The following is a 15,598-nucleotide window of genomic DNA, read 5'->3' on the forward strand; positions in this document are numbered from 1 at the left end:
TTCGCGAAGCCGGCGAACAGCGGCGTGGCGAACATCAGCAGCATGATCGTGCCATGCATGGTGAACGCCTGGTTGAACTGCTCGTTCGTCATGATCTGCAGACCGGGGCGGGCCAGCTCGGCGCGCATGAACAGCGCCAGGAGACCGCCGATGCAGAAGAACGCGAACGACGTGACGAGGTAGAGCGTGCCGATCGTCTTGTGGTCGGTGGTGGTCAACCACCTCACGGCCGCGGAACCGGGGCTCTTGCGGAGCGTGGGCGGGGCCGCCGGTGCCGCGACAACACTGTTGTTACTCATGCCCGGTAGGTGTCCGGCACCCTGCTCGATCGTCACAGGGGAGGCGGGAAAAAGAAACTTTCCCGTAGGTGTGATGATCAGGGGCGTGCCGGACACCTACCGGGCATGAGCCCCGACGAAGCCTTCGACACCGCCTACCGTGAGCATTACTGGGCGGTGAGCCGCTTCGTGGCGCGACGGCTGGACGGCCAGCCGAGCGAGGTCGAGGAAGTGGTGGCGGAGGTGTTCGCCGTCGCCTGGCGACGCCGCCGCGAGCTGCCCGATGCGCCCTTGCCCTGGCTGTACGGGGTGGCGCGCAACTGCCTGGCCAACGCCGTGCGCGGGCGCGGGCGGTACCGCAGACTGCTCGCCAGGCTCGGCCATCATGAGGTGACGGGGGGTCAGCGCACCGTGGCGAGCCCGGACGCCGACCGGCCGGGCTCCTGGGTGCTGGAGGCGCTGGACCGGCTCACCGAGGCGGATCAGGAGGTGCTGAAGCTGACGGCGTGGGAGGAGCTCACCGTCGAGGAGCTGGCCACCGCCCTGGGGTGCGGCCGGTCGGCCGCGGCCATGCGGCTGCACCGGGCCCGGCAGCGGCTGCGGGCGCAGATCGACACGGTGCGCGGGGCTGTCCCGGTACCGGCGCGAACGAGCACGGAGGATGAACGGAAATGACCGACGAACTCGATCTGCTCCGCGGCGCCAACCCCGTCCCCGCCGACGCCGACCGCTGGCGGGACCGGCCGCTGGACGGCGAAGGCGAGCGACGGCTGCGGCAGCTGGTGGCCGGCGCCCGCCGGCGCCGTACCGTCCGGCGGGTCGTCGTGGGCGTGGCCACGGCGACGGCGGGCGCGGTCGTCGCGATCGCCCTGACCGTCTCGGGCCCGGCCTCCTCCCCGGCCGTGGCCGCCCCGGTGGCGCTGCGGCCGCATGCCTCCAGCGCCGACGTATCGCTGGCGGAGATCGCCCGCCGGGCCCGGGCCGCGGCGGCCGCCGAGCCCGGGAAGTCGGTGCGCGGCAGTCATGTCCAGGACTGGTCGATGGGCCTGGAGTCGGGGAAGGACGCGGTGACGGTTCCCCAGGAGACGCTGACCCGCTGGAACGCGGACGGCAGCGGCTCGCTGCTCGTGGTCGCCACCGACCCCCGCCACCCGGGGCGCCCGGTCATCGACGACAGCTTCCCGCCCCGTACGGTCCACGACGGCAAGGTGGTGCGCCGGGAGAACTACCCGCCGGGCATCAGCGGCGCGAACCAGAGCTTCTTCGAGCCGCCGCCGGCCGGCGCCGCCGCGCTGCGCGACTATCTCGCCGTCTGGCACCCGGACGCGGACCGCGACCCGGACGAGCTGCTGGGCGCGGTCCAGGACTTCCTCCGCGTGTGGACACCCGGTCCGCGCGAGATCGCGAACCTCGCCACCCTGCTCTCCCGTGACGCGGGCCTGCGCCCGGCCGGCCGGGTCACCGACCGGATGGGCCGGGAGGGGCAGGCGTTCGTGCGCACCGGGGGCGAGCTGCAGCGCATGGTCGTCCTCGACCCGGACGACGGGAGGGTGCTCGATGTAGAGGAGACCTGCACCCACGACGACCCCGAGTACCGGGTCAAGGCGGGCGATGTGCTCTCGTACACGGCCTGGCTGTCGTGAGCGCTCCGGCCGTCACCTGTTTCCATCCGTTCGTCATGATCCGTCCGGCTGGCAGCGGGGGCACCAGGTCGTGGTTCGCCCGGACATCCGGCCGCGGCGCAGCGGGCCGCCGCACCGCGGGCAGTGCGGGTCGGGGTCGTCGCGGCGGCCGGTGAGCCAGGAGGGGCTGGTGGGCACGTGCCCCGCCTGCACCGAGGTGCGCAGCACGCCGCGCATCGCGCGCTCCAGCCGGGCGCGTTCCTCGGGGGTCAGATCGGCGGTCCGCCGCGCCGGGTGGATGCCCGCGCGCCACAGGATCTCGTCGCCGAGGAGATTGCCGAGCCCGGCGACGACGGACTGGTCGGTCAGGGTCGCCTTGACGCGTCCGCGCCGCCCCGCCAGCCGCTTGTCGAGTTCGGCGCGGCTCACGGACAGCGCGTCCGGGCCCTGGTCCCCCAGGATCCGGTCGACGTCGGCGCCGGTGGCGGCCAGCCACAGGCCGCGCAGCTTGCGCTGGTCCCGGTAGCGGAGGTCGTGGCCGTCGTCGAGGACGAAGGTGACGCGGTCGTGCGGGTGGGACGGGTCGTCGTGCGGGCGGCACAGCAGGTCTCCGGTCATCCCGAAGTGCAGGAGTACGGTAGGACCGTCGGTAGGGGCGATCAGCCACTTGCCGTGCCGCTCCGGCGCGTCGAAGCGGCGGCCGGTCAGCTCCCGCCGCAGCCGTTGAGGCGTCACCCCGCGCAGCACTCCGGCGTCGCTCACCTCGACGCGCTCCACCCGGCGGCCCTCCGCGCAGGAGGCCAGCACCCGCCGGTAACCCTCCACATCGGGCAGCTCTGGCATAGCGCCACACCCTCGTGATTCACGGCCTTTACAGAACGGTAACTCCGAAATATCCCGTAATCCGATTAAAGTAGCAGGTTATGCGATTCATCCGCTCTTCGGCGGACCGGGGGGCGTACGGTCACAGCCGTAGGCTCTTCGCGGTTGCGCGGTGCCTGCCCTTCGTGGCCCTGGTCACCGTGATCACGATCGAGTTCTCGCCGGCCCATGTCATTTACACCGGCCCCCTGCTGTCCCCGGCCGCGGCACTGGCCGCGGTGACCATGGGGCCGCTCGGCACGAGCGTGGTGGGGCTGCTCGCCATCGGGGTGAGCTCGACCACCGCGACCGTCAACCATGCCTGGGGCACCCAGCAGGTGTACGCCAACATGACCGCGCTGCTGCTGGTGGCGATCGCGAGCGTGGTGGGCAGCACGGTGCGGGTCCGCAGGACGCGCGAGCTGACACAGGTGCGGCGGATCGCCGAGGTCTCCCAGAACGTGGTGCTGCGGCCGCTGCCCAACCGGATGGGCATGGTGACGGCCGCCAGCGTGTATCTGGCGGCCGAGCGGGGGGCGCAGATCGGCGGCGATCTCTACGAGGCGATGACCACCCGGTTCGGGGTGCGTCTGATCGTCGGGGACGTACGGGGCAAGGGGCTGGCGGCCGTGCGGTCGGCCGCCGCGGTGCTGGGCGCCTTCCGCGAGGCGGTGCACTACGAGAGCGACCTGGCCGAGGTCATGCACCGCTGTGCGGCCGCGCTGCAGCGGGAGTACGCGCTGCTGGACCGGACCGACCCGCGGAACTGGGAGGAGCAGGCCGAGCAGTTCGTCACCGTACTGCTGGCGCAGGTGCCGGACGACGCGACGATCCAGCTGATCAACCGCGGCCATCCGCCGCCGCTGATCGTCCAGGGCGGATGCGTACGGCCCCTCGCCCCCACCCGCCCGCTGCCGCCGCTCGGCCTGGAGGAGTTCCTCACCGGCCCGCCCATCGCCACCGAGAGCTACCCGTTCGCCTCGGGCGAGCGGCTGCTGCTGCACACCGACGGCGTGCTGGAGGCGCGCAACCGCTCCCACGAGTTCTTCCCGCTGTGGGAGACCCTGGAGATCCTGGACGGCGCCACCCCGGAGGAGTACCTGGACCGGCTGCGCCAGGCCCTGGTCCGGCACGCCGAGGGGCACCTGGCCGACGACGCGGCGATGATCCTGATCGAACGGGCCGACGGCTCCCCCGGGGCCGGGCCGCCCGGCGACCCGTAGCTCCCGCGGGCCGGTGACAGCGCCCGCTGGCCGTCGTCGGGCGCGGTCCACTGGAGCGCCCCGTCGCGGACCAGCGCGGTCAGGTCGGTGACCGAGTCCCGGTCCAGCGGCAGCGGCGCCGGGGCCGCGGCGGGTGCGCCGGCCGGGCTGACGCGGGCTGCCTGCACCCAGAGCAGCCTCCGGGCGGTCACGCCCTCGGCCGGTGCCACCACCGGCGGCGGCACCGGGCCTGCGTAGGAGCCCTGGGAGCCCTGGAAGACGACCAGGCCGTGGGCCAGCTCGCGGGCCGCCGCGTCGCTGTCCGGGGTAACGGTGGGTACGGCGGCGGGCCAGGCCGGGCCGGGCCGATGGTCACATCGACGGTGAGGCCCCGCCGGTCGGCCTGGCGCAGCGCGCTCTCCAGACCGGCGCCCCAGGCCGCGGTCCCCCAGCCGTGGCGCACAGCGTCAATCGGCTCGCTCAGGCTGTGGGTGACGGCCGCGACCTCCATTCCGCCGAACCCCGGCGTCGGCGATCTGGTCGACCTCCCGGGCGATCTCGGCCGGGTCCACCAGGCCGTCCGGCCACCACCAGCGGAACTTGGGCCGCACCGCGCGGCCGGGCGAGGCGAACGCGGCGGCGAAGCCGGGCCGCGTGGCCTTGCCGCGCGCCGCGGCGGGAGCCGCAATCGCCGCAGTCGCCGGGAGGACCGCGGCCGCCCCGGCCGCCGCGCCCAGGCCGAGCAGCGTGCGGCGGCGCGGGCCGTCCGTGCTCGGGTGGTTCCTGCTCGGGTGGTTCGCCTCGCTCATGCGTCGCTCCCGGTCCGCGGTTCGGATACGGACTGGTATACGGACGTGAAGCTCCAGGTCCCGGCGGCCTGGGCGGCGTCTGCCCGGTGACGCGGGCGGCCTCGGTGAACGGGCCGGTGGCCGCGTCCGCGGTGGCGACGGTGGAGTCGACGGGGAAGCCCGGCACCCGGCCGTCGGCGGTGAGGACGTCGGCGCGCGGGCAGAGCAGCACCCGGTCGAAGCGGGCGGTCTGCTTCAGGTCCAGGGTGAGGGTGACCGGCGTGGCGGAGACGTCGGCGTCGGGGTGCGGTTTGCTCGCGTACCCGGCGGCGGTCTGCGCCCCGCTGTTGGTGAGTCCGTCCACGGCGAGGGCGGGCTCCCAGGTCTTGCGGACGGTGTTGCTCTCCGAGGCGGTGACCGCCGCCCCCTTGGCGAGGTCGGGTCCTTCGGGATCGGCGTCGTCGCGGACCTCGACCTCGGCCAGCTGCAGCCGCCGGGTGAGGGCGGGGAAGTCGCCCTCGGCGAGCGGCAGTCCGAGCCGGGTGACGTCGAGCCGCACATAGCGGGCGGTGGTCTTCGGCAGCTCGACGACCACGGGCGTGACCTCACGGCCGCGTCGCTGCCAGTCGGGGTGGCCGATCCACCGGGCGGACCAGTCCTTCGGCGAGGTCAGCCCGGTCTCGAAGACGGATGGCGCGCTCCGCGTAGGTGGTCCGCGGCGCGGCGGAGCCGACCCGGCCCGAGTCCCACAGGTCGGGGCGGCCCGCCTCCAGCCGGGCCGCGCTGGTGGCGGCCTGTACGCGGTAGGCGCGCTGCAGGGTCTCCCGGCCGGTGACGGTCGGCCGCCAGCTGAGCTCGGGCGTGGTGTCGTCGATGCCGAGCGCCTGCCGCAGGGCCCCGGTGCGCAGCGCGGTGGGACGGCCGGTGTCGCTCGCCTCGGCGGGGGCCGCCGAGGGCACGGTGGAGGCCAGGGCGGCGAGGGCCGCGAGGGCGGTGGTGACGAGCCGGGCGAGACGTCTGCGGCGCAGTGGTGGCCGCGGGGGTCGGTCCATGGGGAGTCTCCGTGAGTGGTCGGGGGCCCGGGAGGGATACGGGCAGAAGTCGGGCGCGCGCGGACGCGAAACGGGCGCCGGGCGGGCGCGGGGCGGGCGCGGGGCGGGCACGGGGCGGTCCGCGGGGCGGGCGTCGGTCGGGCCCAGGTCAGGCGGCGCGGGTGAGACGGACCGTCACCGGGCGCAGCGGACGCAGCGCCACCGGCCCCAGCAGCCCGGACGGCAGTGCCTTGCCACGCTCGTTGGCGAGGGTGTTGGCGACGCGGACGGCGATGGAGTTGACGCCGGGGCGGAGGTGGTCGGTGACGTCCACGGTGTACGGGGCCCACAGCGCGGGCGGCAGCGCGGTGCCGCCCACCGTCACCCGGGCCACCTCGCGTACCTCGCCGAGGTCGAGGTGGAGGCGGCGGCCGTCCAGGTCCGCCCGGGTGAGGGTGATGTCCTTGGTGTAGGTGGCGCTGCCGGAGAACCGCGGATCCAGGTCGGTCCAGCTGCCGAGCGGCCGTACGACGGGCTCGGCGCCGTCCCGCTCCAGGGTCAGGGTCCAGTCGCCGTCCAGCGCGATCGCCCGCAGCGGGTCGGTCACCTGGACCTCGCCGCGGTAGGCGTGGCGCCCGTCGGTACCGGTGAACGCGTACCGGCCGGGGGCGTCGGCCAGCGCCTTCGCGCGCAGTCGGCCGTCGTCGGCGGTCACGGCGGTGACCGGGAGCTCCGCCCGGGTCAGATGAGGGCGGGCCCGGGCGCCCGCGCGGAACACCACGGCCAGCGTCTCGTACGGACGGAGGCGCAGCGGGAGCCGGGTGGCCTCGGCGCCGGGCCGGCCGGCCACGTCGTGGACGGGGGCGGCGGTGACCGCGCCGGTGGCGGGGTCACGCAGCTGTGGTGCGCCGCCGACCGGGAAGACCGCCTCGGTGACCACCGTTTCGGCGCTCTCGTTGTTGAGCAGGAAGGCCGTGTCCCGGCCGGAGGTGGTGCGCAGCACCAGCACCGAGGCGGCGGGCGGATCGAGCACGGCGGCCGCCGCGCCCGCGGCACGGACCGCCTCGCCCAGCGCGGCGGGGTCCGCGACCCGCGCGGCCCGGCCCCGGCCGACCCGGCGGCTGCCCGGGACCTGCTCGGGGAACAGGGCCCGCAGGGCGCGGCGCAGCGCGGCGTCGTCGCCGCCCGCCTCCTGGCCGGGCAGCTCGCCGACGGCGAGGACCGTGCCGCCGCCGCGGGCGAACTCGGCGAGGGTACGGGCGGTGGCGGCGTCCAGGACCGGGGTGTCCGGCAGGACGGCCACCGCGTAGCGGGCGTGGCCGATGGCCAGGGTGTCGCCGTCGGTCCGGGCCTGGTCCCGCAGCGCCCGGTCGCCGGACAGGGCACCCTCGTGGACGAGGTCGAAATCGGTCTGGGCGCTCTCCAGCGCCCGGGCGGCCGCGCCGAACGCGGTGTCCAGCGCGGTGCCCCGGTCGGTGCCGCGCCACTGTTCGGCGGCGCGCTGCGGCTGGATCAGGGCGGTGCGGGCGCCGGAGGTGCCGCGAACGGACTCCATCACCCGCCCGGTCCAGTCCGCCAGCGGGCGCATCGCCCACCACCAGGGGGCTCGCGGACCGAAGGGCGGCGGGAAGTAGACCCGTGTCTCGTCGGTCCACAGCGCGTGCAGCACGGTCATGTTGACGCCGCGAGCGGCGGCCGCGCCCAGCAGCGCGTGGGCGAAGGCGGGCGCGACCTGCCAGCCCATGTTGCCGAAGGCCTCCAGCAACACCCGCTCGCGGCCCGCCTGGTGGGCGGCGCTGGCCGGGTTGCGCGGGATCATGGTGGGCTTGCCCGCCTCGTACTCGCCGGTGATGATGTCCCCGCCGGGGATCTGCGCCCACTGGTTGATCTTGTGCAGATCGCCGGTGGAGGCGATGCGTTTGGCGGGGGCGGTCTCGTCGTAGAGCGGGTTGGTGATCAGCGCGACGCGCCGCTCGGCGTGCCAGCGGGCCTGTTTGCGGAACGAGAGCGCGAACCGGTCGGACACCGCCTGCCAGAAGCGCCCGCGCAGCACCCGGCCCTCCCGGCCGAGGCCGTCGTCGAAGAGCGCGGCGTACGCCCGGCCGGGCTCGGCGCCGACCGCCCGCAGGGCCGCCTCCAGCGTGGGCGACCAGGGCAAGCGCTTGAAGTGCGGTTCCGCGGAGGCGAAGAACGGCTCGTCGTCCCAGAAGCCGGGCACGACGGTGCCGAAGTAGCGGCCGAATCTGCGGTGGTACTCACCGGGAACCATGTCCAGCAGCAGCTCGACGGGTTTCTCGTCGAGCAGGTCGACATAGGCGCGGCTGTAGCCCTGGGTGTCGTCGACGAGGGCGGTCCCGCCGAACACATCGATCTGCCACCGCCCCGCGGGCACCTCCCAGCGGCGGGTGGTCCGCAGCCGCTCGGTCAGCTCGACCAGCCGCGTGGCGTCGGCCGCGCCAACCGGGCGGGCGGCGGCCGCCACCGGCGCGGCGGTCTCCGGTCCGCGGCGCGGGGCGAACTCGCCGGGGGCGGCCGGGTCGGCGAAGTCCTCGCGGTAGAGGACCGTGCCGTCGGCCGCGGTGACGGTCAGGTCCTCCCACAGGGCGCGCTGGGTACCGGTGGCGTGCACACCGACACTGCCCGCCGGGTGGGCGTCGTCGGTGACCGTGCCCTTGTCCCTGTCGTCCAGCCGGACGGCGAGCGTGGCGCCGCTGACGGTCACCCGCAGGGTGTGGAACTTGGTCCGGTTGAAGCCGTCCGTGCGGGTGCTGCGGGCGAGTTCGGTCCGCTCACCGCCGCTGCGCCGGGAGATGGTGACCACCCCGGTCTGGTCGAACTCGACCACATAGCCCTCGTCTCCGGTGGCGGAGGCGCGCAGCAGCAGACCGGCGGCGGCGGTCTCGGCCTTGGCGCTGCCGGTGACCGTGCAGTCGCCCCAGCGGGCCCCGCGGCGCAACACGGCCGCGCCGCCGAGGACCGCGGCGTCGGCCACCAGCCGGCCGCTCTCGACGCCGACGCCCGTGGTCTCGTACAGGTCGACGGTGGCCGGTCCCTCCACCACGGTGGTGGACCGCCACAGCGCCTTGAGCCGCAGCTCGGGGCGGGCCGGGTAGTGGCGGTTCCCGACCGTGCCGCCGTTGACGATCAGCCCGGCGGCGCGCCCGCTGGGGAAGTGGTTGTCGTTGAACACCCACACCCGCATCCCGGTCCGCTCGGCGACGGCCAGGACGTGTCCGACCGCGTCGAACCAGCCCTCGCTGAAGAACACCGGGCTCATCTCGGCGTTGTCGAAGGGGAAGATGACGACCTCGTACATCCCCTTGTCTCGCAACTCGGCCATCTGGCGGTCGATCAGCTCGTGGGTGACCGGTCCGTTCCAGTACCAGTACACCGTGGGGCGGCTGTCGCGGCGGGGGTCGGCGAACCGGGCGGCCGGGAAGCCGGCCGCGGACTCCGCGTGGGCCGGGGCCGCGCCGGGCAGGCCGGTGCCGAGTGCGGTGACGACCGCCCCGGAGGCCATGACGAAGTGGCGCCTGCTCGGTCGGATCGGTCTTTCGGGCTCTGGTGCGCCGGTTTCGGGCATGAGGATGCTCCCAGAGGGACAAAGGCGGGGACAGGGGTGCGGACGGGAGTGGAGGTAGAGGTGGAGGTGAGGTGAGAGGTGAGGTGAGGGGTACGGGTCAGCCGGAGCAGCCGGCTCAGCTGTCGCGGCGATGCAGCGCTGCGACCTCGGCGGTGGTCAGGGCGCGCCCCAGGACGCGGAAGTCGGCCACGGCGCCGTGCAGATACGGAGGGGCCGGGTTCTGCGAGCGGCCGAGGTAGTTGCGGGCGGTCGCGCCGAGCAGCAGCGGTCCGGAGACCACCGCCTCGTTGCGCCCGGCCTCATCGCCGTCCACGTACAGCACGCCGGTGCCGCCGCCGAGGGTGAGCGCCAGATGGGTCCACCGGCCCGGCTCCAGGGCGGCCGAGGCGTCGAGGTAATCCTCGCCTCCATGCCCGCGATCCTCCACGCCGCGCGGGCCTTGCCGGCGCCGGTGCAACGGGGGTGAGTTCGGGCAGGCCCGTCAGCAGCACCCGTCTGCGGTTCATACAGGGCCCTGCGACTGATCCGGATCCGGTCATGGCGGTGCGTCTCCTTCGGGGGCAGGGTGGTCCCGGGGTCGCGACCTGCCCGAAGTTGAAACGTTTCGATTTGATGGCCAGGAAGCTATGGGCGTATGCGGCCAGGCGTCAAGGGTTGTGCGGTCCAGAGAAGTTGACACGATTCAGCCACGGCACCGACACCAGCCGACGGTCCGGTTGGCGGTCCGGTCGGCGGACCGGCCCGGCGACCGGGCCTCGGGCCCTGGGCCCGGGCGACGGACATCGGCACGGGAAATCCTCCCCGCGTGCCGGATATTGAGCGGTACGACATTCGGTGCGAATTTCTCCCGGGGATGCCGCCGCCCGGCAAAGCAAACCATCATCTGTTGACGCATCATGCCTATCCCTCATGTATGCGAGCCGAGTAACCTGTTCCTCTTGCCGCAACTGTCGAGCTTGGGAGGCTGAGAGCCAGTGATCGTGCTCGGTTACAACGGATTCAGCAGAGGTGCGGAGCTTTTCGGACGTCTCTACGGGGCGACTGGTGTCGGCCGTAATCTTTTGGTGGGTCACGACGCCGCGGCGGCTCTGGTGATCGACGGCGAGTTGGTCGCGGCGATCGAGGAGGAGCGGCTGAGCCGGGTCAAGAAGACCTCCGATTTTCCGGTCAGCGCAATCAAGTGGTGCCTGGACTCCGCCGGTGTCGACCTCGACCAGGTGGATGTTTTCGCTTTCCCCTGGCGCTTTTCGCCGACGGTGGCCGAGGGGATGATTTCGCAGATATGTGACTCCGACATGCCGGTCACGGCGAAGTTCGACGCCCTGCGCAGCACGGGTGAGCTCTACACCGACATGCTCAGCCGCGAGGCGGTGTACAGCGACTTCGTCCAGCGCACCGGCTATGAGCTGGATCCCAACAAGCTCACCCTGGTGCCCCATCACCTGGCCCATCTCATGTGCGGCGCCTACCTGGCCGGCGGGGGGGACGCCGCCTTCCTCGTGAGCGACGGCCGGGCGGAGACCCTGTCCTCCGTCATGGGCGAGCTACGGAACGGCGTGGTCAGCCTGTTCGAGGACAGCACCGTCCCCATGACCAGCTCGCTCGGGGTGGCCTATGGACGGATCACCCGCTACCTGGGGTTCGTGCCCAACAACGACGAGTACAAGGTGATGGGCCTGGCCGCGTACAGCCCGCCGCCGCAGCACAACCCACTGCTCGAACACGTCGTACGGCTGCACGAGGACGGCTCGTACACCATCTCCATCCCCCGGGACATCGGGGCCTACTACGCGCTGTTCGACAGCCTGTTCGGCGGCGACAGCGAGAAGCGCGAGCAGTTCGACTTCCGGGTCAAGGTCGCCGGGCTGGCACAGCACATGGTCGAGGCCATCACCGCTCATCAGCTGCGGACGCTGACCGCGGCCTCCAGTCTGGACACCCTGCTCTTCGAGGGCGGCCTGGCGCTCAACTGTGTGGCCAACACGAAGATGCTGGAGAGGTCGTCTTTCACCGGCATGGAGGTCAGCTTCGGGGCCAGCGACCCGGGCGTCGCCATCGGCGCGGCCGTGTACACCGCCGGTCTCAGGAATCGGCCGGTCAACACGGTCACCACCCCCTACCTGGGGCCCTCGTACGGCGAGAGGCAGGTCCTGGACGCACTGGCGGAGTACGCGGACCGCGTGGAGTGGCAGGAGGAGCCCGACGCCGCCGCGGTCGCCGACAGGACGGCGGAGCTGCTGGCCGGGAAGAACGTCGTGGGCTGGTTCCAGGGCCGCGCCGAGTTCGGACCGCGCGCCCTGGGCAACCGCAGCATCCTCGCCAACCCGGCCTTCCCCGACATCAAGGACATCATCAATCTCCGGGTGAAACACCGGGAGCCGTTCCGCCCGTTCGCGCCCGTCGTCCTCGAATCCGAGGCTCCGCGCGTCTTCGAGCTGGGCAAGAAGACCTCGTCCCCCTATATGACGTTCGTCTTCCCGGTGCGGAAGGAATACCAGGAGCGGATCCCCGGCGCCTGTCACGTGGACGGCACGGCGCGGGTCCAGACGGTCGACGAGCGGCAGAACCCCGCGTTGGCGGAGCTGTTGCGCGCCTTCACGGCGCGGACGGAGGTGCCCTGCCTCCTCAACACCTCGTTCAACGTGGCCGGTGAGCCCATCGTCTGCTCACCGCGGGACGCGCTGGAGTGCTTCCTCGCCACCGAGATCGACTACCTGGTGATCGACCGGTTCGTGATCACCAAGAAGGAAGGGTGAGCCGTCGGCCCGCAGGGCGGTTTCGCCCTGCGGGCCGACGTCCTTCAAGCCTTTCAGAGCTGAATGGGCTCGTTGGGGCCGCCCTTTGTCTCGATGGTCAGGAACGACAGAACTTCATCGCCGATGTTCTTCAGGTCATGCAGATGGCATCGCCCTGTCGCGACATCAAAATACCGGGTCTGTCCGCGGACATAGGAAATCTCTCGCGTGCTGCCATCGCTGTTGTGCTGACGGGCCCGGCCGCTTGTGAGGGCTATCCAGTGGTAGTCCAGGACATGCCGATGGACAGGAATCCGCTCGCCCGGCTGGAGGTGGGTCTCCCAGATGCGCAGCGAATCGGTCTCTTTCAACAGTGACTGACCGACGCAGCCGTTGTGGGCGTTGTTGTCGAATTCCTTTTTCAGCGCGGGGCTCCAGCGATCGAACCCTTCGGCGACGACAGTGCTGGAAAGGGGGGAATCGGAGCAAGAATCGTTACCCACGAAGCGGATCCTTTCGGCTGAACGGTATGGCTCACAGAGCAGAGGAGAGTGCTTCGAGCAGGGCGGTGTTCGCACGCTGATCGCCGATGGTGATGCGGCAGGTATCGGGGACGAGACGCCCTACATCGGCGACGAGAATCCCCGCACCGCTCAGCTGTTCCACGACGCGCTCGTGCTTGTGAAACCGGACCAGCAGGAAGTTGGTCTCCGAGGGGAACACTCGATCCACGGCGGGGTGGTCGGCCAGTACCCCGGCCATCCGATCGCGCTCCGCACGGATGCGCCGGATGCCGTCGAGCACCGGTTGCGAGTTGGTCAGCCGGTCCCGCGCGGCGCGCTGCGATGCGTTGGTGAACCCGAAGGGCACCTGCACCCGCCGCAGCGCCTCGATGATGCCGGGGTCGGCCAGGGCGATCCCGCAGCGCGCGCCGGCCAGGCCCCACGCCTTGGAGAGCGTCCTGAGCACGATGAGGTTGTCGTGCTGGCCGACCAACCCGGCGTACGAGGGCTTCTCACTGAATTCGACATAGGCTTCGTCGATCACCACCAGCCCACGGCCGCGCGTCACCAGGGCGTGCACCTGTACCGGATCGATCCTGGTGCCAGAGGGGTTCCCCGGATCGCACAGGAAGGTCACCCGCGGATCAGCCGCCAGGATCCGCTCGGTGTCGACCTGGGACAGATCGTCGCCACCCAGCGGCACCTCGGTGACGGGCAGGCGCAGGACGCGGGCGAAGTGGCCGTAGAGCGGAAAGGTGGGGGGCGTGACGCAGACGCCCTCGCCCGGCGAGGCCAGCGCCGCCAGGAGCAGCAGGACGCCGTCCACCGCTCCGCTGGTGAACAGCAGGTGTTCCGCGCTCAACGCACCGACGCCGTCGTGACCGGGCAGCTTCGAGATGGTCGTCAGATATGTGTGGGCAAGCTCAGCCGTGTCCAGGTCGGGATAGTTGCCATCGGCACCCAGGAACGGGTTGGTGTTGCTCGACAGGTCGATCTGGTCGAACCGTGGCACATGGCGAAAGCGGGCCGGACCCGGGACCGGCACGGCCGCGACGGGGGGCGTCGCGAACTCCGACAGCGCCTGCTCCTCCTTCTCCGGGGTCGCGAGGCCGGGGGCGCGGAGCCAGTGGTCGAGGGGGACGAACAGGTCCGCTCCGAGGCGCCGCATGTGGTGCGCCTCCCCCCGGCCGAGATGGACCCAGTCCAGGCCGGAGTGACGGGCGTGGAGGTACAGCCGGTACGCGGACGCCAGGGAGAAGTCGCGGCGCGCATCGGGATCGTCGTGGTCGATGGCCCGCGTGAGGACGTAGAGCCCCCTGCCGTTGTGGGACCGCGTGATGAGCCCGGCCTCGGCCACGGTGTTCTCTCTGTGGCACACGAACATCTCGGTACGGTCCGCCAGCTCTCCCTGTGCCAGTGCGGCGAGGGCGTCGGCGTTGTACAGGTTGGCGTGGCCTCCGTCGCGCTCGGCCCGGCGCTGGTGGAGCTCCACGAAGGCATCCCGCGCCCACGGCTTCCCGTCGAGGTCAGTCAGCGGGATGTGCTCCCAGGCGACGTCACGGGACACCTCCTCGTGGCGGCGCCGCAGTTCGCCGAGTTGCTCGGCACCGACGCGCTCCCGCAGGACATCGTCCAAAGCGCCCGCCGCCGGCTCCCCGGGCAGCCGGACGACACACTCGCTCTCGGCGGCGACAGGGACGAGGCCGGCTGCCCGCAGCGCGCCGGTGTCGTCACTGCGGCGCACGTTGGGCACGAGGATCTGGGGCACGCCCAGCTCCTCTGCGCGGCGGACCAGCTCATCGATGGCGTGGGGGGTGGGGGCGGGGTTGGTCGGGTTGTGCAGGGAGCCGCCGCCGACGAGGGTGGGGCGCTCGAGCACCGCGGGGTCCAGGGCAGCGAACGCGCGGGCGTCTTGGCCTAGTCGAGCCAAAGAGCACACAGGCGCGCGGGACCCGAGGGCAGCGCACAGCACTTGCTCAAGCGCGTCGATATCCGCGGACCTGCGCATGCTCGGATCTCCACTCCTCGTTGTCACTTGGACGTCTCGGCTGCGAGCGCATCGGCGTACTCGTCGATGCGGTCGCGGTATTCCTCGAACAGATCGGCCAGGGTGCGGGCGATCCCGGTCTTCCAGCCGACGGAGCAGTCGCCGATCAAGGCGCGGCGGGCGCTGTGGTCGAAGATCGCTGTTTCTCGGCTGTAATCGCCGCGGTCCAGTTGCACCGGCACGCCGGTGAGCGCGGACATGTATTCCAGCAGGTCGGTGATGCCGACCTCCTCGTCGCCGCCCCAGTTCACCACCCGCGCGGGCGCCTGCGCGACATCCCACAACAGCGGTACTTGGCGGACGAGGTCATCGGTGTGCAGCAGGTTGCAGTAGTTCTGCCCCTCGCGAGGCACCGCGCACGGCTGTCCCCTGCGCATCTCCCTGAACAAGATCATGGGCACGCCGCCGTGACCGTACGGGCCGTAGGCGATGTTGAGGCGGGCTATCACCGTCGGCAACGCGAGCGTTTCGGCCAGGCCGCGCACCACCCCTTCGGCGGTGATCTTGGCGACGGGGTACGTCGGCAGCCATGGCGCCGCCCCGCCCAGAGGATCGCTCTCCCGGTATCGATGTGTCCGATCGGCCCGGTTGTAGACCACGCCGGACGAGACGTACAGGAACGACTCGGCCGCGGAGCAGTGTGTCATCAACCGCGCGGTGCCGACGGCGTTGATGTGCGCGGTCTCCTCGAAGTCATGGCCGTCGCCCCGGTGCACCGCCGAGTGCAGTACGTGGGTGAAGTCGCGCGGCAGGCCCTCCAGATCATCGGTGGCCATGTCCCAGGTGGCGGTGCGGGCACCCAGTTCTTCGAGAGCCTTGCGGGCGTCCGCGTCGCCGAACCGGCCGAGGCACCACACCTCGTTGCCGGAGGCGAGCGCTTCTGCGACGGGTCTGGCGACCTGTCCGGTTCCACCGGTGATGAGAATCTTCTTGCCTTGCATGATCAGC

At 72.0% G+C, this 15,598-nt stretch carries 13 protein-coding genes; 4 read left to right on the forward strand and 9 right to left on the reverse strand.

All coding sequences use genetic code 11. The features are described 5' to 3' along the window. Window positions 1–299 (reverse strand): cbb3-type cytochrome c oxidase subunit I (locus tag PV419_RS42570; RefSeq protein ID WP_319698291.1); only part of this gene is annotated, 299 nt, incomplete at its 3' end. A 105-nt stretch (window positions 300–404) separates the two neighbouring features. On the opposite strand from PV419_RS42570, the gene PV419_RS42575 reads away from it, so the two are divergent. After that, window positions 405–953 (forward strand): sigma-70 family RNA polymerase sigma factor, encoded by a 549-nt coding sequence (locus PV419_RS42575; RefSeq protein WP_319698292.1) that lies wholly within the window; start codon window positions 405–407, stop codon window positions 951–953. After that, window positions 950–1,921, forward strand: a complete 972-nt coding sequence (locus PV419_RS42580; protein WP_319698294.1) for a CU044_5270 family protein — start codon at window positions 950–952, stop codon at window positions 1,919–1,921. The genes PV419_RS42575 and PV419_RS42580 overlap by 4 nt, the downstream gene beginning before the upstream one ends. A gap of 33 nt (window positions 1,922–1,954) precedes the next feature. Here the strand turns inward: PV419_RS42580 and PV419_RS42585 are convergent, their stop codons facing one another. Beyond that, entirely contained in the window at window positions 1,955–2,743 is a 789-nt protein-coding gene (locus PV419_RS42585) for an Fpg/Nei family DNA glycosylase (RefSeq protein WP_319698296.1), read from the reverse strand. 80 nt (window positions 2,744–2,823) lie between these two features. Here PV419_RS42585 and PV419_RS42590 point away from each other — a divergent pair, with 80 nt between their 5' ends. Beyond that, complete coding sequence (locus tag PV419_RS42590; RefSeq protein ID WP_319698298.1) at window positions 2,824–3,984, forward strand: PP2C family protein-serine/threonine phosphatase; 1,161 nt, start codon at window positions 2,824–2,826, stop codon at window positions 3,982–3,984. Window positions 3,985–4,443: 459 nt separating this feature from the next. Here the strand turns inward: PV419_RS42590 and PV419_RS42595 are convergent, their stop codons facing one another. The 4 genes from PV419_RS42595 to PV419_RS42610 form a co-directional block, all read right to left on the reverse strand. Beyond that, complete coding sequence (locus PV419_RS42595) at window positions 4,444–5,346, reverse strand: hypothetical protein (protein ID WP_319698299.1); 903 nt, start codon at window positions 5,344–5,346, stop codon at window positions 4,444–4,446. Between the two features lie 10 nt (window positions 5,347–5,356). After that, window positions 5,357–5,803, reverse strand: a complete 447-nt coding sequence (locus PV419_RS42600) for a hypothetical protein (RefSeq protein WP_319698301.1) — start codon at window positions 5,801–5,803, stop codon at window positions 5,357–5,359. A gap of 148 nt (window positions 5,804–5,951) precedes the next feature. Continuing rightward, complete coding sequence (locus tag PV419_RS42605; protein WP_319698302.1) at window positions 5,952–9,302, reverse strand: glycosylhydrolase-like jelly roll fold domain-containing protein; 3,351 nt, start codon at window positions 9,300–9,302, stop codon at window positions 5,952–5,954. Window positions 9,303–9,480: 178 nt separating this feature from the next. Beyond that, window positions 9,481–9,792, reverse strand: coding sequence for a LamG domain-containing protein (locus PV419_RS42610; RefSeq protein WP_319698304.1), 312 nt, complete (start codon window positions 9,790–9,792; stop codon window positions 9,481–9,483). Between the two features lie 547 nt (window positions 9,793–10,339). On the opposite strand from PV419_RS42610, the gene PV419_RS42615 reads away from it, so the two are divergent. Beyond that, entirely contained in the window at window positions 10,340–12,121 is a 1,782-nt protein-coding gene (locus PV419_RS42615; RefSeq protein ID WP_319698305.1) for a carbamoyltransferase, read from the forward strand. Between the two features lie 53 nt (window positions 12,122–12,174). Here PV419_RS42615 and PV419_RS42620 read toward each other — a convergent pair whose 3' ends face one another. The 3 genes from PV419_RS42620 to PV419_RS42630 form a co-directional block, all read right to left on the reverse strand. Then, a complete protein-coding gene (locus PV419_RS42620; protein ID WP_319698307.1) occupies window positions 12,175–12,603 on the reverse strand; it encodes a hypothetical protein in 429 nt (142 codons plus the stop codon). A gap of 31 nt (window positions 12,604–12,634) precedes the next feature. Continuing rightward, window positions 12,635–14,482 (reverse strand): aminotransferase class I/II-fold pyridoxal phosphate-dependent enzyme, encoded by a 1,848-nt coding sequence (locus tag PV419_RS42625; RefSeq protein WP_319698309.1) that lies wholly within the window; start codon window positions 14,480–14,482, stop codon window positions 12,635–12,637. A gap of 152 nt (window positions 14,483–14,634) precedes the next feature. After that, window positions 14,635–15,591 (reverse strand): NAD(P)-dependent oxidoreductase, encoded by a 957-nt coding sequence (locus PV419_RS42630; protein WP_319698311.1) that lies wholly within the window; start codon window positions 15,589–15,591, stop codon window positions 14,635–14,637. Window positions 15,592–15,598 lie beyond the last annotated feature (7 nt).

Source organism: Streptomyces sp. ME19-01-6 (assembly GCF_033793745.1).
GTDB lineage: Bacteria > Actinomycetota > Actinomycetes > Streptomycetales > Streptomycetaceae > Streptomyces.

Coding starts and splice junctions, on each gene's coding strand:
- PV419_RS42575 (WP_319698292.1), top strand. CDS start 405: ATGAGCCCCGACGAAGCCTTCGACACCGCCTACCGTGAGCATTACTGG.
- PV419_RS42580 (WP_319698294.1), top strand. CDS start 950: ATGACCGACGAACTCGATCTGCTCCGCGGCGCCAACCCCGTCCCCGCC.
- PV419_RS42585 (WP_319698296.1), bottom strand. CDS start 2,743: ATGCCAGAGCTGCCCGATGTGGAGGGTTACCGGCGGGTGCTGGCCTCC.
- PV419_RS42590 (WP_319698298.1), top strand. CDS start 2,824: ATGCGATTCATCCGCTCTTCGGCGGACCGGGGGGCGTACGGTCACAGC.
- PV419_RS42600 (WP_319698301.1), bottom strand. CDS start 5,803: ATGGACCGACCCCCGCGGCCACCACTGCGCCGCAGACGTCTCGCCCGG.
- PV419_RS42605 (WP_319698302.1), bottom strand. CDS start 9,302: ATGGCCTCCGGGGCGGTCGTCACCGCACTCGGCACCGGCCTGCCCGGC.
- PV419_RS42630 (WP_319698311.1), bottom strand. CDS start 15,591: ATGCAAGGCAAGAAGATTCTCATCACCGGTGGAACCGGACAGGTCGCC.